Below are 22654 nucleotides of genomic sequence, written 5' to 3'. Positions count from 1 at the left end.
CGCGACCCCGAGCGCTCAGAGCAGCGGCAGCTGCGGCGTGGTCACGAGCGGGCGGACCTCGGCCTCGACCACGTCGAGCCAGTCCTCGCGGGCCGTGGGCTCGAGGCGGAGCACCGGGAGCTCGCGGGCCTCGAGCTCCCGCAGCAGCCGCTCGTCGACCGCGCGCTGGAACACCGCGTCCGTCGAGCGCATCCCGTCCTCGCGCGGCTCGTCGACGATCGGCACGTAGATCAGGCGCTGGTAGCCGCGCAGCCACCAGTTGACCAGGGCCTCGAGGCCCGGCTGGCGCCCGCAGGTGAGCAACAGGTAGACGTAGTTGTCGAGCACGCTGCGATCGCAGAGCACCGCCGGGTGGCGGGCCGCGGCCACGAGCTCGTCGGAGATCTGCGTGTGCAAGATCCACGACTGCGCCGCCAAGCTGGTGTCCTCGTTGATCGGGAGCGGGCAGCGACGCGCGACCTCGTGGACGATGTCGAGGACCACGTCCGCGGCCTTGAGCCGAGCCGCGAGGCCGTAGCACAGGGTCGTCTTGCCCACGCCGTGGGTGCCGATGAAGGCGAGCTTGAACTCCGCCACGGGGCGCAGCTTACTCGCCCGCGGCCGCGTCGGCGAACCCGCGGTAGCGCAGCGCCTCGACGAGCAGCTCGAAGGCCGCGGAGGGCTGCCGGCGGCTGGGATCGTAGAGGTGATAGCCCGAAAAAGACGGGCGGCTCGCTACGCGTCCTCGCGTGCGAGCCGCCTCCGCGTTTGACACGAAAATCCCCCGGCGCGATCGTTCCTTGGAGCCCATGAGCGCCGCGCCAGACCCCCTCGGCGAATTCCACCCCGCCGTGCGCGAGTGGTTCGGCGCCGCCTTCCCGGGCGGGCCGACCCTCGCCCAGCAAAAGGGCTGGCCGTCGGTGCTCGCCGGGAACTCGAGCCTGCTGCTCGCGCCCACCGGCTCGGGCAAGACCCTGGCCGCGTTCTTGGTCGCCATCGACCGCCTGATGTTCGAGCCCGCGCCCGAGCGCGAGCAGGTCCGGGTGCTCTACATCTCGCCCCTCAAGGCCCTGGGCGTCGACGTCGAGCGCAACCTCCGGGCGCCCCTGGCTGGGATCGCGGCGGTCGCCAACCGCCGCGGCGAGGCGCATCGCGTGCCCACGGTGGGGATCCGCTCCGGCGACACGCCTCAGCGCGAGCGCGCGCGGATGCTTCGCCACCCGCCGGACATCCTGATCACCACGCCCGAGTCGCTGTTCTTGCTGCTCACCTCCCAGGCCCGCCAGACCCTGCGCGGCGTGGACACGGTGATCGTCGACGAGATCCACTCGATGGTCGCCAGCAAGCGCGGCGCTCACCTCTTCGCCTCGCTCGAGCGCCTCGAGCACGAGCGCGGCCTCGGCTCGGAAGACGACCCCCAAACCCCGACAACTCCAACGGCAGCAGCAGCAGCAGCAGCCACGCCTCGGCCCAGCCAGCGCATCGGCCTGTCGGCCACGCAGCGCCCCCTCGACGAGGTCGCCCGGCTGCTCGGCGGCTACGAGCGCGCGCCCTCGAGCGAGGACCCCGAGCGCATGCGCCCGCGCCCGGTGACGATCATCGACGCGGGCCGGCGCCGCGCCCTCGATCTCGTCGTCGAGGTCCCCGTCGAGGACATGGCCCGGCTGGCCGCGCCCATGGCCGCGGCCGAGGATGGGGAGGAAGACGCTGACGATCTCGAGGACCGGATCCCCTCGGGCCCCGCCGCCGGCGTGGCCGCGGCCGTCGCCGCCGGTCAGGGCAGCGGGACCTCGATCTGGCCGTCGATCCACCCGCGCCTCGTCGAGCTGATCGAGTCGCACCGCTCGACGATGCTCTTCGTCAACAACCGCTCCCTGGCCGAGCGCCTCAGCCAGGCGATCAACACCCTCGCCGGCCGCGAGCTGTCCATGGCCCACCACGGCAGCGTGTCCAAGGACGTGCGCGCCGTCGTCGAAGACCGGCTCAAGCGCGGCGACCTCCCGGCGATCGTCGCGACCAGCTCCCTCGAGCTCGGCATCGACATGGGCGCGGTCGACCTCGTCGTCCAGATCGAGGCCCCGCCCTCGGTAGCCTCGGGGCTCCAGCGCGTGGGCCGGGCCGGGCACCAGGTCGGCGGGGTCTCGGCCGGGGTGCTGATCCCCAAGTACCGCCACGATCTCCTGGCCTGCGCCGCGGTCGTCAGCCACATGCGCGAGGGCCTGGTCGAGCCCACCTACTACCCGCGCAACCCCCTCGACGTGCTCGCCCAGCAGCTCGTGGCCATGGTCGCGATGGCCGGCGGCCCCGTGGCGGTCGAGGCCCTGTGGGTCCAGGTCCGCCGCGCCGCGCCCTTCGCCGAGCTCGGCCGCCGCGCCTTCGAGGGCACCTTGGACATGCTCGCCGGCCGCTACCCCAGCAACGAGTTCGCCGAGCTGCGCCCGCGGCTGATCTGGGATCGCCTGGCGGGCACCGTCGAGGCCCGCAAGGGCGCGCAGAAGCTGGCCGTGACCAACGCCGGCACCATCCCGGATCGCGGGCTCTACGGGGTGTTCATGCTCGGCGAGGACGGCGGCCCGGGCACGCGGGTCGGCGAGCTCGACGAGGAGATGGTGTTCGAGTCGCGCGAGGGCGACGTGTTCGTGCTCGGGGCGAGCTCGTGGAAGATCGCCGAGATCACCCGCGACCGCGTGATCGTGACCCCGGCCCCGGGCGAGTCCGGGCGCATGCCCTTTTGGCACGGCGAGGGCCCCGGGCGCCCGCCGGAGTTCGGCCGGGCGATCGGCGCCCTCGGCCGCGAGCTGATCGCCATGCCCCGCGAGCGCGCCGAGGCCAAGCTGCGCTCGGACCACGCCCTCGACACGCTCGCCGCCCGCAACCTCGTGGACTACCTCCACGACCAGCGCGAGGCCACGGGCGTGCTGCCCAGCGACGAGGTCATCGTGGTCGAGCGGTGGATCGACGAGATCGGCGACTGGCGCGTGGCCGTGCTCTCGCCCTTCGGCGCCCGCGTCCACGCGCCCTGGGCCACGGCCATCGCCGGGCGCCTGCGCGAGGGCTGGGGCCAAGGCGGCGGCCTCGAGGTCGACATGCTGTGGACCGACGAGGGCATGGCCTTTCGCCTGCCCGAGACCGACACGCCCCCGCCCGCGGCGGTGTTCTTCCCCGGGCCCGACGAGGTCGAGCACCTGGTGGTCGAGAACCTCGCCGGCTCGGCGCTCTTCGCCGCGCGCTTTCGTGAGAACGCGGCCCGGGCCCTGCTGCTCCCGCGCCGCCAGGTCGGCAAGCGCACGCCCTTGTGGATGCAGCGCAAGCGCTCGGCGGACCTGCTGCAAGTCGCGACCCGCTACCGCAACTTCCCGATCATCCTCGAGACCTACCGCGAGTGCCTGCGCGACGTCTTCGACCTGCCCGCGCTCACCGAGCTGCTGCGCGCCGTGGCCGAGCGACGGATCCGCGTGCGCGAGGTCGAGACCCGCAGCGCCTCGCCCTTCGCGGCCTCGGTGGTGTTCTCGTGGGTCGGGCAATTTCTCTACGACGACGATCAGCCCCGGGCCGAGCGCCGCGCCCAGGCTCTGGCCCTCGACTATGCCCAGCTGCGCGAGCTCCTCGGCGACGCCGAGCTGCGCGAGCTCCTCGACCGCGACGCCGTCGACGAGGTCGAGCGCCTGCTCCAGCGCCTGGATCCGCGCCGGCACATCCGCGACCGCCACCAGCTCCACGACGCGCTGCGCGAGCTCGGGGCGCTCAGCCGCGAGGAGATCGTGGCGCGGGCAGCCGACGAGCCCGCGCCCGAGGAGCCCGAGGAGACCGATCCCGCTCGCGCACGCGCGAGCAAAGAAGCAGCCCGGCGCGCCCGCGTCGACGAGTGGATCGCCGCCCTGCTCACCGAGCGCCGCGCCGCCGAGGTCTCGATCGGCGGCGTCCTGCGCTCGATCGCGGCCGAGGACGCCGGCCGCTACCGCGACGCCCTCGGCGTGGTCCCGCCCATGGGCCTGCCCCTGGCCTTCCTCGAGGTCTGCGAAGACCCCCTCGAGGACCTCGTCGCCCGCTACGCCCGCACCCACGTGCCCTTCACCGCCGCCGACGTGGCGACCCGCCTGGGCCTGGGTCTGGGCCCCGTGCGCGCGGCCCTCGAGCGCCTGCGCGGACAAGACCGCCTGCTCGAGGGCGAGTTCATGCCCGGCGGCCGCGAGCGCGAGTGGTGCGACGTCGACGTGCTGCGCCGGCTCAAGCGGGCCTCGCTGGCCAAGCTCAGCGCCGCCGTCGAGGCCGTCGAGGCGCGGATCTACGCGCGCTTCTTGCCGGGCTGGCACCGCATCGACCAGCCCGGCGAGGGCCTCGACGATCTGCTCGGCGTCATCGAGCAGCTCCAGGGCATCCCGCTGCCGGCCTCGGATCTCGAGCGCGCGATCTTGCCGGCGCGCCTGCGCGGCTATCAGCCCGGCATGCTGGATCAGCTCTGCGCCATGGGCGAGCTGCGCTGGCGCGGCGTGGAGGGCCTCGGCAAGGACGACGGCAAGATCGCCTTGTACCTGACGGACCACCTGGCCACGCTCTCGCCTGCGCCCGCCGCCGAGCCGCCGAGCAACCCTCGCCACCAGCAGATCCGCGCGGCCCTGGGTCGGCGCGGGGCGATGTTCTTCGCCGACCTCGAGCGCGAGGTCGGCGGCTTTGGCCCCGAGCTGCTCGAGAGCCTGTGGGAGCTGGTCTGGGCCGGCGAGGTCTCCAACGACACCCTGGCCCCGCTGCGCGCCCGGGCCCGCGCCGGCAGCGGGCTGGCCAAGCGCCGCGCCCAGACTCGCCGCCGCCCCTCGCTCCACGGCATGGTCCACGGGCGACGCTCGGGGCCGCCCGGCAGCGAAGGGCGGTGGTTTCTGCTCGAGTCACGAGCCGAGCCCGAGCCACGGGCCGAGCCCGATCCCCAGCTGGCGCCGCCCAGCGAGACCGAGCGCGCCACCGCCACGGCGATCCAGCTGCTCGAGCGCTACGGCGTCGTGACCCGCGAGGCCGTGCGCAGCGAGGGCCTGCCCGGGGGCTTCTCGGCCTACTACCCGCTGCTCAAGGCCATGGAGGCCGCCGGCAAGATCCGCCGCGGCTACTTCGTGGCCGGCATGGGCGGGGCGCAGTTCGGCCTGCCCGGGGCCGAGGACCGCCTGCGCGAGGAGCCCGAGCGCGAGGGCGAGTCGCCCATCGTCGTGCTCGCGGCCTGCGACCCCGCCAACGCCTGGGGCGCGGCCCTGCCCTGGCCGCGGCGCGAGACCGGAGCCAGGCCGCAGCGCGCCGCCGGAGCCCACGTGTTCCTCCACGACGGCCACCTGCTCGCCTGGCTGTCCCGCAGCGAGCGGCACCTGCTGAGCTTCGTGGGCGAGGACCTCCACCCCGACGTCGCCGAGCGCGAGCGCCTCGGCGAGCACCTGGCCGCGGCCCTCGTCGAGCTCCTCCACCACGCCCCGGCCCGGCGCAAGGCCCTGCTGCTCGAGAAGATCGACGACGAGCCCGCCAACGAGCACCCCCTGGCCGCGACCCTGGTCGCCGCGGGCTTTCGCAAGACCCACGACGGGCTGCTGCGCCAGCGCGACCGCGGCTGGGCCCGGGAGGACCCAGCCGAGGGCGCGCCGCGGGTGATCGGCGTGTCTTCGGAGCTCTAGAGCCCGAGCAGCGCACGCAGCTCGGCCTCCCGTGCGCGCCCACGCCGGGTCATGCCGCGCAGCTCGACGATCGCCTGGGCGGGGATCCGCCGGGCGAGAATCACACCGTTGGGCGCCTCGTAGATCCGCACGCCAGCGTCGCGGACCCGGGCTGGATCCACGCCCAGCATGATCTCGACCTGCGCCCGCTTGCCGACCTTGCTGTGCAGCCCGGCCGCCAGGTGGACGTGGGTGCGCTGCTGCGGCGACAGCCCCTCCCGCGCGACGATCGGGATCACCTCTCCGCGCGTCCCGTGCCAGATCCTGTCCTCGCCGGTGAACTCGGCCCACGAGGCCTCGAGCGCGTCGAGGCGCACGCCCGCGTCCTTGGAGTGGCCCTGGCAGGCCCGCACGCGCTCGCCCTCGATCTGGATGCGGTTCTTGTCGTTGGTGCGCACGACCTCGTCGAGGGTCGCGCGGTTCATGCGGAGGTGGCCGAGCAGCGCCGGGATGTCGACCCAGCCGGCCGGGTCCATGGCCAGCCCGACCTCCCGGGCGCCGTGGCGGAGCAGCCACGACAGGCGCTTGCTATGTTGGGTGACGCGCTGGCGGCTCATGTTTGCCCTCGTCGTCATGGTAGCGATGGTCATGGCCATAACCTAGGCCTCCCCATCATCATCGAAAAATAGTAGTTCATGATGAACTATAATTTCATGCGATAGTTTGGCATGCGCCTGAACCTCGAGTGGGTCGACGCCTTCGTCGACTTCGCCGACCAGCTCAACTTCACCCACGCGGCCCGGCTCAGGCACGTGTCCCAGCCGGCTCTGCACGCGCAGATCCGCAAGCTCCAAGACGAGGTCGGCGCGCCCCTCTACCACCGCCGCGGCCGCAACCTCGAGCTCAGCGCGGCCGGCCGACGCGTGGCCGCCTTTGGCCGAGAGCTGCGCTCGCGCGAGCGCGCCTTGCTGGCCGAGCTCCACGGCCAAGACGACGCCCCGGTGGTGCTCCAGGCCGGCGAGGGCGCCTATCTCTACCTGCTCGCCCCGGGGATCCGTCGCTTCACCCGCGGGCGCGCCAACGCCCTGGCGCTGCGAGTCGGCGACGCCCCGGCGACGCTGGCGGCGGTCCGCGAGGGCCGGGCGGACGTCGGCGTGCTGCCCCTGAGCTCGAGCGACAAGGGCGACGACGCCCTGGCCTCCGGCGCCCTCGAGGCCGAGCTCGTCGCCGAGGTCGGCCAGATGTTGGTGCTCCCCCGCGACCACCCCCTGGCCGAGCGCGCGGCCGTCGAGCTCGAGGACCTCGCCGGGCTGAGCCTGATCGTGCCCCCTCGGGATCGCCCGCTGCGGCGCGCCCTCGCCAGCGCCCTCGACGAGCGCGGCGTCGACTGGAGCGTGGCAGTGGAGGCCAGCGGCTGGGCGCTGATCCTGCAACTCGCCGCCCTCGGCGTCGGCGCGGCCGTCGTCAACGACTTTTGCCGGCTGCCCCGCGGCCTGGTCGGCGTCCCCGTGCGCGACCTGCCCTCGCTGCGCTACGTGGCCCTGCGGCGCGCTCGCCAGCCGGTCTCCAGCGCCAGCGCCAGGCTGTGGCAGCTGCTCACGGGGGTCTGAAATTCAACGATGATCTTTTCAGCGGCCTGGAGGAACAACCATTGGCCATGCTTTGCGCTCCCGCCCGCGTTCTCGCCCTCGCCCTGCTCCCCCTGACCTTCGCGTGCCTGCCCGACACCAAGGGCACCGGCCAGGAGATCGGTGAGTCTCAGGATGGCTCGGACGAGGTCGACACCGCGGTATCGGAGTCATCGGAGTCGGATTCATCGTCCGGATCATCGGAATCATCGGAATCATCGGGGTCATCGTCCGAGTCATCCGGTGGCGAGGGCGAGTCCTCGAGCAGCTCGGGGGTGGACGAGGCAGACGCGGAGTCGAGCTCCAGCGGCGCGGACGACGACCCCGATGATCCCGATGACGCCGTCGACGACGACGATGACGGTCCGAGCGAGAGCTCGTCCTCCAGCTCCGGATCGGGGGGGTCTTCTTCGGAGTCGGGCGCAGAGTCTTCCTCGGAGTCGGGCGCAGAGTCTTCTTCGGAGGAAGAAGAGGAAGAGGAAGAAGAAGAAGGGGGGTCCTCCAGCACCACCGGCGACCTCTTGTCCAACGGTGAAGCGTGCACGAACGCCAGCGGCGACCAGTGCCTGTCTGGCGAGTGCTACACGATCTCCATTTTGAGCGCGCAGTGTGGCGAGTGCGACGCTGACGAGGACTGCCCCAACGGCGGCTGCACCCCCCACAACCCCAACGCGAGCATCGGCTCGACCTGCAACATGGGCGAGCTCGGGGGCGGCTGCAGCTCCGACGGCGTTTGTCAGGACGGTCTCGTCTGTGCGCAGGTCGCCAAGCTCATCGGCGTCATCGAGCTCCGCACCTGTAGCCTCTGTGATCAGGACGCGGACTGTGGCGCGGGCGAGCTGTGCGTGCCGCTGTTCGATTTCGGAGAATTCTCGGGGGTCGAGGACTGCATCGACGCCGGCAGCTTGGCGCAAGACAGCTACTGCGACCTCGAGGGCAACGGCGACCAAGTCTGCGCCTCGGGCAGCTGCGCGCCCGTCGACTACATGGGTTTGCTCGAGCTCGGCACCTGCGGCGAGTGCAAGACCGACGCGGACTGCCCTCCGGACCAAGGCTGCGTCCCCGGCGAGTTCGACTACGACCTGGTCGAGGCCATCGGCTCGACCTGCCAGTAGCACGCGGTTACCACGAGCTCGACGAGCAGTCGGCTCGCGTCCGCGTGTGAGCTGCCCCGCGTTCGAGCCCCGAGCCCCGGCTGCAAAAAAATCGAGATGCCCCCGAGCGCGTCGCGTCTTGGAGGTGACATGACCGCTTCATTCAAACTGACAATGCTCTTCGCCCTCCCCCTCCTGTTCCTGGCCCCCGCTTGCGATGGGGACGAGGGCGACGGCGGAGACGACGTCGCCGACGAGACCAGCGGCGGCTCGGGCGGCTCCGGTGGCGACTCCGGTGGCGACTCCGGTGGTGACGCCGACGGCGACGCCGGTGGCGACTCCGATGGTGACTCCGGCGGCGACGACGACCTCGGCGAAGCCTGCTTGTACACCGACGACTGCTCCTCCAGCGTCTGCCTGGTCACCGGCGACGACGACTGGGGCTACTGCTCGAAGCCCTGCGAGGACTGGACCGACTGCCCCGACTTCTGGGACTGCGTCGACGTCGGCAACGCGGCCTTCGACGCCTGCGTCCCGAGCTGAGCAGGCCGACCGAAGACCCGGACCAACGGCCGGATCAGCCGAGGTGCCGCTCGATGGACAGGTCAATGCGACTGGCGATCAGCGCGAACAGGCGATCGAATTCGTCGCGGTTCGTAGCCAGTCGCGCGGCCAGGCCGCGGCGGGTCTCGGCGAGCAGGGTCTTGCGAGCCTTGTCGATCCGCCGGGCCACGCTCGAGCGATGCAGCGAATAGATCCCGCCGATCTGGTCGAAGCTCAGGCCGTGGAGGTAGTGGTGGCGCAGCAAGTTGCGCTGCTCGGGGCTGAGCCCGGCCATGGCCGCGCTGAAGGCCTGCTCGAACTCGACCCGGTACTGCTCCTTGACGAGGCCGAGCTCGGGGCTAGTCAGCGATGCCTCGACGTCGAGGCTCCCGCTGTCCGAGTCGGACCAGGGCTGGCTGCGGCGCTTTTCGCTGGTCGCCTCGCGGATCGCCACGATGCGCACCCAGGCGTCGATCGGGCCGCGACCCGCGTAGCTGCGGATCCGCGCCGGCCGCTCGCCCTCGGCGACGAGCAGCTTGGTGCGCACGCGCTGCTTGATGTCGTCGATGAAGTCCGGCGAGGGATCCACCCGGCCGATGACCCCCCCGAGCGGCTCGATGCAGCGCGCCTCGAGCCGGGCGAGGGCCTCGGGGTCGTGCGCGGCGCAGCGCAGCGCGAGGTAGAGATCCCCGAGCTCGACGTTGACGGCGGTCTGCGAGCCGAGCTCGTGGCGGCGCAGCGCGTCGAAGAGCTCCGGGAGGCCATGCAGCGCGCTCCAGCTGGCCGCGAGCTGCTCGAGGGCGCTGGCGAGCTCCGGGCGGTCGAGATCGGGCGGCAGCTGATGTTGCACGGCGAAAGACCGCGAGTATACACGGGCCCCCAGGAGCCGGGCAGCTCATGATCACCCTCGACGAGACCAAGATCGCGGCCTATCTCGACGGCTCGCTCGACGCCGACGAGCGCGCGGCGGTCGAGGCCGCGCTCGATCGTCAGCCCGAGTGGCTGCGGGTCGTCGCCCTGCTCGCCCGCGATCGCCAGGCGGCGCGGACCGAGGGCAGCGAGCCGGCGCCCACCGAGGGCAGCGACTCGCTTTGCGACGACGATTGTGACGAGGACAGCCCCGACGCAGCCATCCATGGCCACGGGCGCGAGCGTCGGCGTGGACGCGTGAGCTTGACCCCCGGCACCCGGGTCGGTCGCTTCGAGATCCTCCGGCGGCTGGCGACCGGCGGCATGGGGGTGGTCCACGAGGCCTGGGATCCGACATTGGAGCGCGCGGTCGCCGTGAAGATCGCCTTCGACCGTCCCCGCGATCCCAAGGCCCGCGAGCGCCAGCTCCGAGAGGCGCGGACCCTGGCCCGGCTCTCGGCGACAAACGTGGTCACGGTCTACGACGCCGGCGAGCACGACGGGCGGATCTACCTGGCCATGGAGAAGCTCTCGGGGCCGACGCTGCGCACCCACCTGGCGACGGCGCGGGCCGGCGCGGGGCTGAGCGCCGCGCAGATCGTCGGCCTGTTCATCGAGGCCGCCCGCGGACTGGACGCGGCCCACCGCAAGGGCGTCGTCCACCGCGACTTCAAGCCCGACAACGTGATCGTCGAGCGCGAGCGCGTGGTGGTCGTCGACTTCGGCCTGGCGCTGCGCTCGGATGACGAGCGGCCCGGCGGCGACGAGACCCTGGCCCTGGCCCAGACCCACTCGGTCGCCGGCACGCCGGCCTACATGGCCGGTGAACAGCGCCGCGGCGAGGCGGTCACGGCCCGCAGCGATCAGTACAGCCTGTGCGTGGCCCTGACAGAGGCCCTCGACGCGGCGCAGGTCCGGGTCTCGCCGCAGCTGCGCAAGATCATCGATCGCGGCCGCGCCGAGGATCCGAGGGCCCGCTACCCCGACCTCGGCGCGCTGATCACCGCCTTGGAGCGCGCGATGACCCGCCCGCGCCGGCTGCTGCGGGGCGCGGCCCTGGGCGCGGCCGGCCTCGGGCTCGTCGCCGCCTTGCTCCTGGCCCGCGGCGAGCCGCCGCCGGTGGCCGTGCTGCTCCCAGAACAAAGCTGCGCCGCGACCCGCAGCGAGCTCGACGCGACCTGGAACCCGGCGGCCCGCGAGCGCCTCGCGACCCGGCTGCGCAGCTTCGAAAAACCCTATCTCGACGAGATGGCGACGGCCCTGGGCGCGGCCATCGACGCGCGCGCCCAGGCCTGGACGCGCGCCCGACACGAGGTCTGCCTCGCCCTCGAGCTCGGCCTCGAGTCGGCGCAGACCCACGACCTGCGCGTGGCCTGCCTCGAGCGCCGCCGCGACGAGCTCGAGCTGTTCTTGCAGCTCGACTGGGACGAGGGCGACGAGTCGAGCGCGGCCCGGAGCCTGACGGCGCTGGCCGAGCTCAGCCCGGCCGCGGTCTGCGACGACCTCGAGCTCCTGCGCGCCGCCACGCCTCTGCCCGAGACCCCGGCGGCCCGCGAGCAGGCCGAGGCCCTGCGCCGCGAGCTCGCCAAGGTCGAGCTGCTCCACAGCGCCCGCCGCCTCGAGCAGGCCGAGGCCCTCGCTCGCGAGCTCATCACCCGCGCCGAGGACCCGGGCCTCGAGCCGATCCTCGCCGAGCTCCACGGTGAGCTCGGCTGGATCCTCGTCACCGCCGGCGATCACGATCAGGCCAGCGCCGAGCTCGACGCGGCGCTGCTCCTCGCCGAGGCCAGCGGCCACGACCTCTTGCTCGCCACGCTGTGGGTGCGCAAGCTCTGGGCCGAGGGCCACATCCAGGCCGACCTCGAGCGCGGTCGCGCGGCCGCGGCCCACGCTCGGGCCTGGCTGCGACGCATCGGCAATCCGGTCGAGCTGAGCTTCGACTACCAGACCAACCTCGGCTGGTTCGAGTACAGCGCCGGCGAGCCGCGCTCCGCCGTCGCGGCCTTCGAGGCGGCGCTCGAACTCGTCAACGACGATCACTCCCGGGCCGTGGCCCACAACAGCCTCGGCGCGGCGCTCTTCTCCATCGGCGACACGGCTGGCGCCGAGCCGCACATGCGCCAGGCGACGGCGCTGAGCACGGCCCTGTTTGGCGAGCGCCACCCGGAGACGGCCAAGATCCGCAACAACCTCGCGGGCCTGGTGCGGGTGCTCGGCGACTACGACGAGTGCGCCCGGCTCTTCGCGCTCAACCTCGACAGCTTCACCGAGGCCTACGGCCCCGATCACGAGCTGGTCGCCCAGACCGAGTTCAACCTCGCGGTGCTCGCCGCCGATCGCGGCAACTACGAGCAGAGCCTGCGCTACGCCGGCGCGGCGCGGACCAAGCTCGCCGCCAGCCTCGGCGAGGACCACCCGATCATCCTCACGGTCCAAGGCCTCGAGGCCGACGTGCTCATCAACCTCGATCGCAGCGAGGCCGGCGTCGCGCTGCTGCGCGAGGTCCTCGACGCTCAGCGCCGCACCCTCGGCCCCGAGCACCCGAACCTGGTCCCAACCCACCACAACCTCGGCATCGGCCTTGCCAAGGCCGGCCGCCACCAAGAGGCCCTCGTCGAGTACGAGCGCGCGCTCGCGCTGCTCGCCTCCGGCAAGGGCGAGGACCACTACGAGCTGTCGGCGATACTGATCAACCTCGGCCGCGCGCAACAGCAGCTCGGGCGCATGCAGGCAGCCGAGTCGGCCTATCGCCGCGCCGTCGAGCTGGCGGTGCCGATGAGCGAGCCCGAGGCCCGCAGCCACCTCGGCCGGCTGCTGCTCGAGCGCGGCCGAGACGAAGCTGGCATCGAGCAGCTCGAGCGCGCCCTCGAAGGACAGCGAGACCTCGACGCCGACGACGTGTTCATGGCCCAGACCACCTACGCTCTGGCCCGGGCGCTGTGGGAGCGCGGCGAAGAGGACAGGGCCCGCGAGCTCGCCGAAGAGGCGGCGGGGCTCTATCTCGACAACGGCGACGAGCAGAGCGCCGCCGATGCCCGGACTTGGCTCGCCCGCCGAAAGTAGGATCTGGTAGCATGACGCCATGACAACGAGAACGCCTCTGGTCGTCGGTGCCCTGCTCGTCCTGGCCTGTGGCCCCGGGAACCTCTCGGGCGACGAAGGGGACGCGAGCGCGTCCGATGACGCGAGCACGAGCGCGACCACCGAGAGCGCCAACGACAGCGAAGACTCGAGCGACTCCCAGACCGACGCGGATACCGATACCGATACCAGCAGCACCTCGGCGGGCTTCGTCCCCCAGCCCGACATCCCTCCCTCGCCGCAAACATGTAATACCTTCACTCAAGACTGCGGCGCTGGCGAAAAGTGTGCCCCCACTACATCTATGGGAATATTGACTATTATTGCGTCCCCGTCCTCGGAGATCAGGCCGTGGGCGAAGCATGCACGTCGGACGGCCTCGACGTCGCAACCGACGACTGCGACGCCGAGAGCTTTTGCCTCCCAACGAATGAAAACTACGAGGGCCAGTGTTTACCCTTTTGTCAGGGCGGCACCGACGAACTCGAGTGCCCGGCCAAGAGCACCTGCCTGTGGCACTTCTTCGTCTGTACGCCCATTTGTGACCCCATTACACAGGAAGGGTGTCACACCGCCGGGACCGGCTGCTACTGGGATGGCTCGAGCTTCGAGTGTGTAACAACGTCGCAGGACATCCCGATCGGTGAATCTTGCGGATACATCAACGACTGCACACCAGGCAGCATCTGCATCGACAGCCAGTTTTTGGTCGACTGTGCCGAGTCGGCTTGTTGCGCAGGCTACTGCTCGCTAGCCCTCGGCGACCAGGGTTGCGCAGACCAGCCCGGGACCAGCTGCTTGCCCTTGTTCGCAGACGGTGAGGCCCTGGAGGGCTTCGAAGACGTAGGCGTGTGCATGGTTCCCTGAGCGCTCGAGCTCGGACTCTGCCATGCTCACCTTCAGCTCTCACGGCACAAGCGATCCACCCGCTTGAGCATGGTCGGCAGGCGAAACCGCCCGTGCATGCGCTCGATCTGCTCGGCGGCGGCCCGGGGGTCGACGCCGAGGGCCGTGACGAAGAGCGGGCGCCTGCTCTCGCCGCGGCAGACCTCGATCGCCGGCGGGTTGTCGCGAAAGGGGTTCTTGGCCACACCGATGACCGGCAGCTCGCGCCCGAGGACCTCATAGAGGTGGCCGCCGAGGCCGTAGCGCCCAGCCGCGTCGAGGATCACATAGCCGTCGACGACGACCGTCTCGAGGGGCAGCGCGATCGTGTCGAGCAGCGCGAGCACGCAGGGCAGCTCGCGCTCGTAGAACCGACCCGGGACATAGTCGGCGACCTCGGGGATGTGGCAGACGCGCTCGAGCGCAGCTTGGGGCGCGCTGAAGTCCGGCAGCACGACGCCCGCGGCGACGGCAGCGGTCTTGCCCTGTGGCCTGTCGCGGTAGTCGACGTCGACGCACACGATCATGACGTGCAGGAGTAGCAGCCCCGACGGGGAGCGCCAGCGCCGAGATCGTGGCCCTCGCAACGCAGACGAGCTGCGCCGGCGAGGCCGACGCAGCTCGTGGTTCAAGGCGCGCTCAGGAGGCGAAGCGCTTGGTCATCTCGAGGCGCATGGCGAAGGGCACCTGCGGCATATCCATGGTGTAGGTCTCGACGCGATTGACCGAGTCATCACCGCTGAGCGTGAAGCCGGCCCCCGTCAGGACCTCCACGTCGGCGGCCACGGCCAGCTTGGTGTCGAGGCAGACCGAGATCGAGCCGTAGTAGAGCTCGGTGATGATGAAGGAGCGGCGGATCGTCATGTCGTACTTGCCCCACTGGTTGTTCTTGACGCCGTTGAGCAGGCGATCGATGCGCACGCGCAGGTCGTTGGACATGGCCCGCACCTGGATGTTGCTGAAGTTGAAGGCGCTCAGCTTGTCGAGCTCGATCTTCGTGGTCACCTCGGTGATCGCCGGATACTCGAAGCCGCCAGCGTGGTGGGCCTCGACGTGCATCGAGATGTTGGCCATGTCCCCGGACCCAAGGGGCGTGGCTTCGGCGACTGCCTGCAGGCGATGACGCTCGTCGGCGCTGATCTCCTCCATCACCTCGAGGGCGTTGAAGACGTTGCGCGGCGCCCCGGGGCGATCGAGGCGAGGCGGGATGATCCCAGCCGCGTCCCAGACCATGTCGCCGACGGCCATGTTGGCCCGCGAGGCGATGATCAGGTCGAGGTCGTAGATGCGTTGGAATTTTCGTGGTGAGTAGGAAGTCGTCATTGCACCCCTACTCGTCCCGCTCCCCTTCAATTCCGTTCGCGATTTTTCAGGGGTCGGACGAGCGCCTCGGCTCCACGCGTACGACAACTCGAGCACACCAACTCGCCTTTGCCCACGAAGCTCGAGACTCGACGATAATTTCGGGGGCCCTCGCCCTCGAAACGCGGCCGCATCGCGTCACAGACTCGAGCTTCGCACCAGAAAGTCCACCAGCGCGGGGGCCAAGGACCCCGAGTGATCTCCCGACACGATCACCCGCTCGAAGGGCACCCCCAGCGTCCAGGCCTGGTCCGCGAGCGCCCCCGCGTTGTCGATGAACCACGGATCCCCCTCGCCGACATAGGCCACGTGCGGCCGGACCATCCACGCGAGGTTCGGCCCGAGCACGCGCAGCTCGGTCTCCTCGGGGTCGCTGGGGTCGAAGCGCACCAGCTTCTCGTCGCGCGCGCTCGCGGCCCAGCGCCCGAAGGTCTCGGGCACGTAGATCCCCCCGCAGCTGCCCGTGGCCCGCAGCGGGAGCTCGGGGTAGAGGCTGAGCATCGCCGCCACGCCGCCGCCGATGCTGTGACCAAAGGCGTAGACGCGCTCGCGGTCCACGACCGGCTGGGCCGCGAGCCACTCGACCGCCGCCCGACCGTCGTCGACCTCGCCCCACAGCAGTTCGAAGTCTCCGGGGTTGCCGTTCTCGCCCCGGAGCATGGGCGTCATCACGGCGAAGCCCGCGTCCACGAAGGGACGCACGGCCTCGAAGTCGGCCCGCTCGAAGGCGAAGTCGCCGTGAAAGTAGACGAGGCCCGGCGCCGAGCCGGGGGCGGCGGCGTAGGGCTCGGCGTACCAGGCCTGAAGCTCGAGCTCGCCCGAGGGGTAGGCGACCGCCGCCACCTCGCGCGGGGGCGTGAGCTCGGCCCACTTCCCCGGGGAGGGGCCGCGCTCGCGCAGGACCGTTGCGTGCGCGTGACGGCGGCCGAGATAGGGCGCACGCGCGGCCTCGACAGGGCGCTCCTCACTCGCGGCCGAGGCTTCGGAGCCGGCGTCCGCGGGCGCTTTCGGGCTCGCACGCCCAGGCCCGCAGGCCGCGCTCGTGGCCAGGCACAGCCCGAGCAGCGCAGCCGAGACCCCTTTGCCCGAACCCGAGGCGATCTCGCGCATGGCTCATTGTAACGTCCGCGCGACCCGCGAGCGCCCTTCACCCGCGCGCATCGGCCTGTGAGCGCGAAGCGGCGGGGCCCTCGCGCTTGCACCCGGCCGGTCCCCCGTGCATGTTCCGCCGCGACCGTGCGCACCCGCGAAGACATCCGAAACCTGGCGATCATCGCTCACGTCGACCATGGCAAGACCACTTTGGTCGACGCCCTGCTGTCCGAGGCCAACGCTTTTCGCCGCGGCGAGGTCGCGACCGAGCGCGCCCTCGACAGCGGAGATATCGAGCGCGAGCGCGGGATCACCATCACCTCCAAGCCCACCGCGCTGACCTGGAAAGATCACCGCATCAACCTCGTCGACACCCCCGGCCACGCCGACTTCGGCGGTGAGGTCGAGCGCGTGCTCAACATGGTCGACGCCGTGCTCCTGGTCGTCGACGCCTTCGAGGGGCCCATGCCCCAGACGCGCTTCGTGACCGAGAAGGCGGTCGAGCTCGGGCTCAAGGTCCTGCTCGTGGTCAACAAGATCGACCGCGATGGCTGCGATCCCCACGGGGCCGTGGACGCGACCTTCGACCTGCTCGCCAACCTCGAAGCGAGCGAGGACCAGCTCGAGTTCCCGGTGATCTTCTGCTCGGCGCGCGAGCGCTTTGCGATGCTCGACCCCGACGACGAGCCCGGGCCGATCTCGCTGATCCTCGACCAGGTGCTCGAGCACGCCCCGCCGCCCCAGGTGAACATCGACGCTCCGCCGGCGATGTGGGTCTCGACCCTGCTGCACGACACCTACCTCGGCTACCTGGCCATCGGTCGCCTCGACGCGGGGACCATCGCCCCCGGCCAGCGCCTCGCGCTGATCCGCCCCGAGCCCGGGAGCGAGCCCGACGTCGAGGCCGACTGCGCCGAGGTGTTCCGCGTGACCAAGCTGCTCGCCTTCCAGGGCCTGCGCCGCTTCGAGATCGAGGGCGCCGAGGCCGGCGACCTCGTGGCCGTGGCCGGCATGAGCTCGCTCCAGGTCGGCGACACCCTGACCACCGCCGAGGTCGAGACGCGCCGGGCCTTCCCCGCCCTGGCCGTCGACCCGCCCACGCTCTCGGTCCGCTTCCGCGTCAACGACGGCCCCTTCGCGGGCCGCGAGGGCAAGTGGGTGACCTCGCGCAAGCTCGGCGAGCGCCTGTTCCGGGAGCTGCGCTCCAACGTCGCCCTGCGCGTGGAGAACACCGAGAGCGCCGACGAGTTCGAGGTCTCGGGCCGCGGCGAGCTCCACCTCTCCGTGCTCATGGAGACCATGCGCCGCGAGGGCTACGAGTTTTGCGTCTCGCGCCCCAAGGTGATCCTCCGCGAGGGCGCCGACGGCAAGCTCGAGGAGCCCTACGAGAACCTCGTGGTCCAGTGCGACGCCGAGTACTCGGGCGCCGTCATCGACAAGCTCGGGCGCCGCGGCGGCGAGCTGCGCGGGATGGAGAACTCGGACACGGGCCGCGCCCGCCTCGAGCTCTACATCCCCTCGCGCGGGCTGATCGGCTACCGCTCCGAGTTCATGACCGACACCCGGGGCACGGGCATCATGGCCTCGATCTTCGCCGGCTACGGCCCCCACCTGGGCACCCGCAAGACCCGCCCGCGCGGGGTGCTGATCGTCCTCGATAACGGCGAGACCATGACCTACTCGCTGGCCCGCCTCCAGGACCGCGGGGTGCTCTTCGTGGGCGCGCAGGTGCCCACCTACGCCGGCATGATCATCGGCGAGCACAGCCGCGAGAACGACCTCGTGGTCAACCCGAACGTGAACAAGAAGTTCACCAACGTGCGCTCGGCGGGCGCCGACGAGAAGCTGTTCTTGACGCCCCCGCGCGAGCTCACCCTCGAGCAGGCGCTGGCCTACATCGAGGACGATGAGCTGATCGAGATCACCCCCGACAACCTCCGCCTGCGCAAGCGTCACCTCGACCACAACCTGCGCAAGCGCATGGAGAAGCTCGCGGGCTGAGCCAGCGGCGCTCCCCGAGACGACGAAGCCCGAGCCCACGCTCGGGCTTTTGTCGTTTTGCGCGGGCGCTCCCGCGAAGGCGAGCGTGCTATGCATGGGCGGTGGCCCACGCCGGTCGCATCGCGCTGGCCGTGGCGCTGGCAGCCTCGCTCGTGGCCGGCTACCGCTGGTCGCTCGGGCCGCGCCTGCGCCTGGGCCCCGCGGTGGACCTGCGCTGGCGCGCGCCAGCGACCTGCGTCGAGGTCTATCGCCTGCGCATCGACGAGGACTTTCGAGATCCAGGCGTGGCCGTCTTCCTCGGCCGCGAGGAGGCCCACGAGACCTGGCTGGCGGCCTTCGAGGGCGTGGATCTCGAGCGCCGGCGAGGCGGCGAGCCCGAGCACGTGCGCGCGCTGATGATCCCCGCGGCCGCGCTCGACGGTCTCGACCAGCCCCAGTCCCAGCCCCAGCCCCAGTCCCAGCCCCAGCCCCAGCCCGAGGGAGAAGCCGAAGACCCCGCGCGCTTTCGTGACGCCTGGTGGTCGCCGAGCGCGGTCGGTCCGGCGGCGCCGGACTTCGCCTGCCGCCGCCACACCTGGGACCCTTTCGAAGACCTGCTGGCCCTGGGCTGGCCGCGGCTGCCCGCGGCGCCGGTCCGCCCCGGCCAGAGCTGGACCGGCGCCCGCGTCGAGGGCCGCTGCCACGAGACCGTCTGCCTCGACGCCGACGGCCGCTTCGCCCACGACCCCCAGCAGCCCTGCCGCGCGCGGCCGTGGTCCGAGACCCTCGCGGCCGTGGACCCAGCGACCCAGATCGCGACCGTGCGCGGCGAGTGGCGCGACGGGCACGACCCCGCGGACCCGCAGATCGGGATCCTCACGTCTCGCACCCTGGAGCTCCACGCAGGCCGGCCCCTGCGGGCGCAGCTCCAGGTCGAGCAGCGCTGGTCTGGCGTCACCCGCACGCTGACCCTCGAGGCCCTCGACGGCTGCCGCGGGCGCCCTGGCGAGGCCGCGGAGGGGGGCGAGGCGCCCGACGAGCACACCCGCAGGCAGATCGAGGCGATCCGTGCGAGGCTCGACGCTGGCCCCCGGGCAGGGCGCGCGTCTTCCCCGCGAGCCCCCTGAACACCTGGCCCTGACACGGCCTGGGAAAAGCTCCCTGCCCTCGGGCGTACTACGACCGACATGGACAAGATCGAGATCTCCGGCAAGCACCCTGGTCCCCCCGGCACTGGCCTGTGCGGCAAGCTGACCATCCGCGGGGCCAAGAACGCGGCCCTGCCCATCCAGTGCGCCGCGCTCCTCGGCCAGGGCACCACCCGCCTGCGCCACCTCCCGCGCCTGACCGACGTGTCGACCATGAACGGGCTGCTGCGCGAGCTCGGCTGCAGCGTCGCCGCGGACATGGACGCGCGCACCGTCGAGATCGACCCCGACCAGGTCGGCGCGGGCACCCTCGAGGCGCCCTACGAGCAGGTCAAGACCATGCGCGCCTCGGTCACGGTCATGGGCCCGCTGCTCGGGCGCTTCGGCCGGGCCCGCGTGTCCTTGCCCGGCGGCTGCGCGATCGGGGCGCGACCCATCGACCAGCACCTCAAGGGCCTCGAGGCCCTCGGGGCCGAGGTCGAGCTCGCCCACGGCTACGTCGAGCTGCGCGCCAAGAGGCTGATCGGCGCGCGCTTCAGCTTCGACAAGGTCACCGTCGGCGGCACGCAAAACGTGATGATGGCGGCGAGCCTGGCCAAGGGCCACAGCCTGCTCGAGAACGTCGCCCGCGAGCCCGAGGTCCAGGAGCTCGCGGTCTTCCTCAACAAGATGGGCGCGCGGATCAGCGGCGCGGGCACGGACGCGATCGAGATCGAGGGCGTCGACGCGCTCAACGGCATCGACCACGCGATCTTGCCCGACCGCATCGAGGCCGGGACCTTTGCGATCGCCGCGGCGATCACCCGCGGCGACGTGCTGCTCGAGCACGCCCCCGTGGATCACATGCACGCGGTCATCGACAAGCTCGTCGAGGCCGGCGTCGAGTGCCGCGTCGAGGACGGGGGCCTGCGCGTAATCGGGCCCGAGCGCATCCGCCCCATCGACGTCGTCACCCGCCCACACCCGGGCTTCCCCACGGACATGCAAGCGCAGATCATGGTGCTCGCCGCCATGGCCGACGGGGCCAGCGTCATCCGCGAGACGATCTTCGAAAACCGCTTCATGCACGTGCCCGAGCTCAACCGCCTGGGCGCCGACATCGTGGTCAACGGCAACACGGCGGTGATCCGCGGGCCCACGCGCTTCTCCGGGACCACGGTCATGGCCACCGACCTGCGGGCCAGCGCCTCCCTGGTCCTGGCCGGCCTGGTCGCAGACGGCCAGACCGAGGTTCGGCGGGTCTACCACCTCGACCGCGGCTACGAGGCCATCGAGGCGCGCTTGCGCCCGCTCGGCGCCGAGATCACGAGGTATCATGGCGCCGGTGCCTGAGCCGCTGACCTTCGCCCTGCCCAAAGGACGGATCCTCGAGCGGGCCACGCCGCTGCTCGCCGCCGCTGGCCTCGAGCTCGGCCCCGCCCTCGAGGCGGCCGGCCGCAAGCTGCTCTTCGAGCTCCCCAGCGGCGACCGGATCCTCCTCGTCAAGCCCGTCGACGTCCCGACCTACGTCGATCACGGCATCGCCGACCTCGGCATCGCCGGCCTCGACACCCTGCTCGAACAAGGTCGCGACCTCTACGAGCCCGTGGATCTCGGCATCGGCCGCTGCCGCATGGCCGTGGCCGAACCGGCGGACCGGCCTGCACGCCTGCGCCGTGGCATGACCTTGCGAGTCGCCACCAAGTATCCTGCCTGTGCCCTGCGCCACTATCGCGCCAAGGGCATCCAGCCCGACATCATCCACCTCTTCGGCTCCGTCGAGCTCGGCGCGATCACCAGCCTCGCCGACCAGATAGTCGATCTGGTCGAGAGCGGCGAGACCCTGCGCCAAAACCGGCTGGTCGAGGTCGAGACCGTCTTCGAGGTCAGCAGCCGACTAATCGTCAACGCCGCCAGCTTGCGCTTGAAAGAACCGGCCGTCTCGCGGACCATCAGTGCTCTGCGCGTCGCACTCCAGCGGCAGCGCCAAGCCAGGAAGGCAGCAGCGGCTTCGTGAGTCTGTTCGGGCGCAACAGGAACAAGGGCAACAAGGCGCCGCCGGGGCCTCCCGGTGAACCGCCAGCCAAGCTCGTCGCCGACGCCTTCGATGATCTGCGCGTGCACGTGCGCCTGGCCGACCAGGGCATCGCGCCCGACGAGGACATGCGCCGCAAGCTGCACGAGGCCATGCCCGAGCTCGTGCCCTACGGCTCCAACCGCTACGCCGCGGTCCGGGCGGTGCTCGACTGGGATCACCAGCTCCCCAGCGAGTACGTGCTCTTGCGGATCTACGCCGCCTACAGCCGCCACGAGGCCCGGCTCCTCGACACGCAATTTCGGGCCCGCGACCAGGCCATCGCCGCCGACAACCTCTACCCCGAGTTCGACCTGCGCGACTACGGGGAGCTCGACGCCAGCGAGACCTACATCGCCGTGCTCCGCCCTGGCGGCGCTGAATTCGAGGAGTTTCGCTTCTTCAGCGACTGGCGCAAGGAGGTCCGCCCGCCCGTCGCCCGCGCGGCCCTGTCGGCGGTCAAGAGCCTCGACTCCTACCAGGAAGCCTACCGCGAGCGGCAAAACGACGCGCTCGGCTCGGCGGTGGTCGTTGGCTGGGTGCCGCCTTGCCTGGCTCACTCCAAGGCCTGGGCCGTGGAGATCTGGCTGGTCGTGGAGTTCGACGGCCAGGTCGGCAAGGCCAAGGTGTTCATGGTCGACTCCGAGAGCCTCGAGGTCACCCGCGAGTATCTGACCGAAGTGCACGTGCCTTGAGCAGGGCCTCGAGTGGGCCCTGAGCGAGCCGAGCCGCCTATACCTCGCAGAGTTCGCAGGACTCCATCATGCACGCGTTGAGGCTATCGAAGAGCGTCGACGTGCCGCCGCACTGCGTCGTGCAATCGTCCACATCGCTGCTTTCGAAGAAGCAGGTGGCGTAGCAAAAACAGTCTGGCTCGAGAGCCGGCAGCGGAGTCGACGACTCGGCGAAGCACTCCTCGAACGCTTCGCAACACTTCGCCTTTGCGCAGCTTGCGCAATCTGTGATCTCTCCCGTGAACTCGCAGACGTCGACCGAGCTGTCGTCGCTCTCACCCTCGCTGCCATCTTCGCTAGCGCCGTCATCGGTGCCCTCCGTGCTGGCGCTGCTGCCCGAGCCCGAGCCGCTCTCTTGCCCCGTGGCGCCCTCGCTCGACGAGTCTTCGTCCGAGCCCGCGGCGTCGGTCAGCTCCCCCACCTCGTCCGCGTCGTCCCCGAAATAGGGGTTGTCCATGGTGCAGCCAAGCACCGCGCCGATGCCGACTACACCGAGGAGGGAGACGAGCGCGGCCACTGAACGACACACCATGCTCCCT

Annotated in this window: 18 protein-coding genes and 1 pseudogene; 10 read left to right on the top strand and 9 right to left on the bottom strand. The window is 71.3% G+C overall.

Features of this window, described 5'->3' with window-relative positions; genetic code table 11:
- Positions 1-15 precede the first annotated feature (15 nt).
- The gene (locus G6O69_RS15745; RefSeq protein WP_172304318.1) at positions 16-576 is read right to left on the bottom strand and encodes an ATP-binding protein; all 561 of its coding nucleotides are present in this window, start codon (positions 574-576) and stop codon (positions 16-18) included.
- 10 nt (positions 577-586) lie between these two features.
- Positions 587-706, bottom strand: a pseudogene (locus G6O69_RS15740) (LysR family transcriptional regulator); the annotation flags it as partial.
- An 82-nt stretch (positions 707-788) separates the two neighbouring features.
- On the opposite strand from G6O69_RS15740, the gene G6O69_RS15735 reads away from it, so the two are divergent.
- The gene (locus tag G6O69_RS15735) at positions 789-5627 is read left to right on the top strand and encodes a DEAD/DEAH box helicase (protein WP_172304317.1); all 4839 of its coding nucleotides are present in this window, start codon (positions 789-791) and stop codon (positions 5625-5627) included.
- On the opposite strand, the gene G6O69_RS15730 is transcribed toward G6O69_RS15735, so the two are convergent.
- The gene (locus tag G6O69_RS15730; RefSeq protein ID WP_255215790.1) at positions 5624-6256 is read right to left on the bottom strand and encodes a tRNA 2'-phosphotransferase; all 633 of its coding nucleotides are present in this window, start codon (positions 6254-6256) and stop codon (positions 5624-5626) included. The genes G6O69_RS15735 and G6O69_RS15730 overlap by 4 nt on opposite strands.
- A 78-nt stretch (positions 6257-6334) precedes the next feature.
- Here G6O69_RS15730 and G6O69_RS15725 point away from each other — a divergent pair, with 78 nt between their 5' ends.
- The 3 genes from G6O69_RS15725 to G6O69_RS15715 all read left to right on the top strand — a co-directional run bounded on the left by G6O69_RS15725 (position 6335) and on the right by G6O69_RS15715 (position 8871).
- Positions 6335-7216, top strand: coding sequence for a LysR family transcriptional regulator (locus G6O69_RS15725; RefSeq protein ID WP_172304316.1), 882 nt, complete (start codon positions 6335-6337; stop codon positions 7214-7216).
- A gap of 41 nt (positions 7217-7257) precedes the next feature.
- Positions 7258-8349 (top strand): hypothetical protein, encoded by a 1092-nt coding sequence (locus tag G6O69_RS15720; protein ID WP_176396864.1) that lies wholly within the window; start codon positions 7258-7260, stop codon positions 8347-8349.
- 153 nt (positions 8350-8502) lie between these two features.
- Complete coding sequence (locus G6O69_RS15715) at positions 8503-8871, top strand: hypothetical protein (RefSeq protein ID WP_172301254.1); 369 nt, start codon at positions 8503-8505, stop codon at positions 8869-8871.
- A gap of 34 nt (positions 8872-8905) precedes the next feature.
- Here G6O69_RS15715 and G6O69_RS15710 read toward each other — a convergent pair whose 3' ends face one another.
- Positions 8906-9721, bottom strand: a complete 816-nt coding sequence (locus tag G6O69_RS15710) for a sigma-70 family RNA polymerase sigma factor (protein ID WP_172304314.1) — start codon at positions 9719-9721, stop codon at positions 8906-8908.
- A gap of 47 nt (positions 9722-9768) precedes the next feature.
- On the opposite strand from G6O69_RS15710, the gene G6O69_RS15705 reads away from it, so the two are divergent.
- Positions 9769-12843: a tetratricopeptide repeat protein gene (locus G6O69_RS15705; RefSeq protein ID WP_172304313.1), complete on the top strand. Its 3075-nt coding sequence runs from the start codon at positions 9769-9771 to the stop codon at positions 12841-12843.
- Positions 12844-13611: 768 nt separating this feature from the next.
- On the opposite strand, the gene G6O69_RS15700 is transcribed toward G6O69_RS15705, so the two are convergent.
- From G6O69_RS15700 to G6O69_RS15685, 4 genes are all read right to left on the bottom strand, one after another.
- Positions 13612-13752: a hypothetical protein gene (locus G6O69_RS15700; protein ID WP_172304312.1), complete on the bottom strand. Its 141-nt coding sequence runs from the start codon at positions 13750-13752 to the stop codon at positions 13612-13614.
- Positions 13753-13760: 8 nt separating this feature from the next.
- Positions 13761-14273, bottom strand: coding sequence for an endonuclease V (locus G6O69_RS15695; protein ID WP_172304311.1), 513 nt, complete (start codon positions 14271-14273; stop codon positions 13761-13763).
- 112 nt (positions 14274-14385) lie between these two features.
- A complete protein-coding gene (locus G6O69_RS15690; protein ID WP_172304310.1) occupies positions 14386-15069 on the bottom strand; it encodes a hypothetical protein in 684 nt (227 codons plus the stop codon).
- Between the two features lie 177 nt (positions 15070-15246).
- On the bottom strand, positions 15247-16218 hold the full coding sequence (locus tag G6O69_RS15685) for a CocE/NonD family hydrolase (RefSeq protein ID WP_172304309.1): 972 nt from the start codon (positions 16216-16218) through the stop codon (positions 15247-15249).
- Between the two features lie 126 nt (positions 16219-16344).
- Between G6O69_RS15685 and typA the strand changes: the two genes are divergently transcribed.
- From typA to G6O69_RS15660, 5 genes are all read left to right on the top strand, one after another.
- Complete coding sequence (typA, locus tag G6O69_RS15680; protein WP_172304308.1) at positions 16345-18201, top strand: translational GTPase TypA; 1857 nt, start codon at positions 16345-16347, stop codon at positions 18199-18201.
- Positions 18202-18302: 101 nt separating this feature from the next.
- Positions 18303-19307 (top strand): hypothetical protein, encoded by a 1005-nt coding sequence (locus tag G6O69_RS15675; protein WP_172304307.1) that lies wholly within the window; start codon positions 18303-18305, stop codon positions 19305-19307.
- A gap of 60 nt (positions 19308-19367) precedes the next feature.
- On the top strand, positions 19368-20660 hold the full coding sequence (gene murA / locus G6O69_RS15670) for a UDP-N-acetylglucosamine 1-carboxyvinyltransferase (RefSeq protein WP_172304306.1): 1293 nt from the start codon (positions 19368-19370) through the stop codon (positions 20658-20660).
- Positions 20644-21324 carry an ATP phosphoribosyltransferase gene (gene hisG, locus G6O69_RS15665; protein ID WP_172304305.1) on the top strand — a complete coding sequence of 227 codons (681 nt, stop codon included), beginning with the start codon at positions 20644-20646 and terminating at the stop codon, positions 21322-21324. The genes murA and hisG overlap by 17 nt, the downstream gene beginning before the upstream one ends.
- The gene (locus tag G6O69_RS15660; RefSeq protein ID WP_172304304.1) at positions 21321-22076 is read left to right on the top strand and encodes a hypothetical protein; all 756 of its coding nucleotides are present in this window, start codon (positions 21321-21323) and stop codon (positions 22074-22076) included. The genes hisG and G6O69_RS15660 overlap by 4 nt, the downstream gene beginning before the upstream one ends.
- Positions 22077-22113: 37 nt before the next feature.
- Here the strand turns inward: G6O69_RS15660 and G6O69_RS15655 are convergent, their stop codons facing one another.
- Positions 22114-22647 (bottom strand): hypothetical protein, encoded by a 534-nt coding sequence (locus G6O69_RS15655; RefSeq protein ID WP_176396863.1) that lies wholly within the window; start codon positions 22645-22647, stop codon positions 22114-22116.
- Positions 22648-22654 lie beyond the last annotated feature (7 nt).

This window comes from Pseudenhygromyxa sp. WMMC2535 (assembly GCF_011083025.2).
Note: the sequence above shows the minus strand (reverse complement) of the source record. Positions and strands in the feature narration are given on the sequence as shown.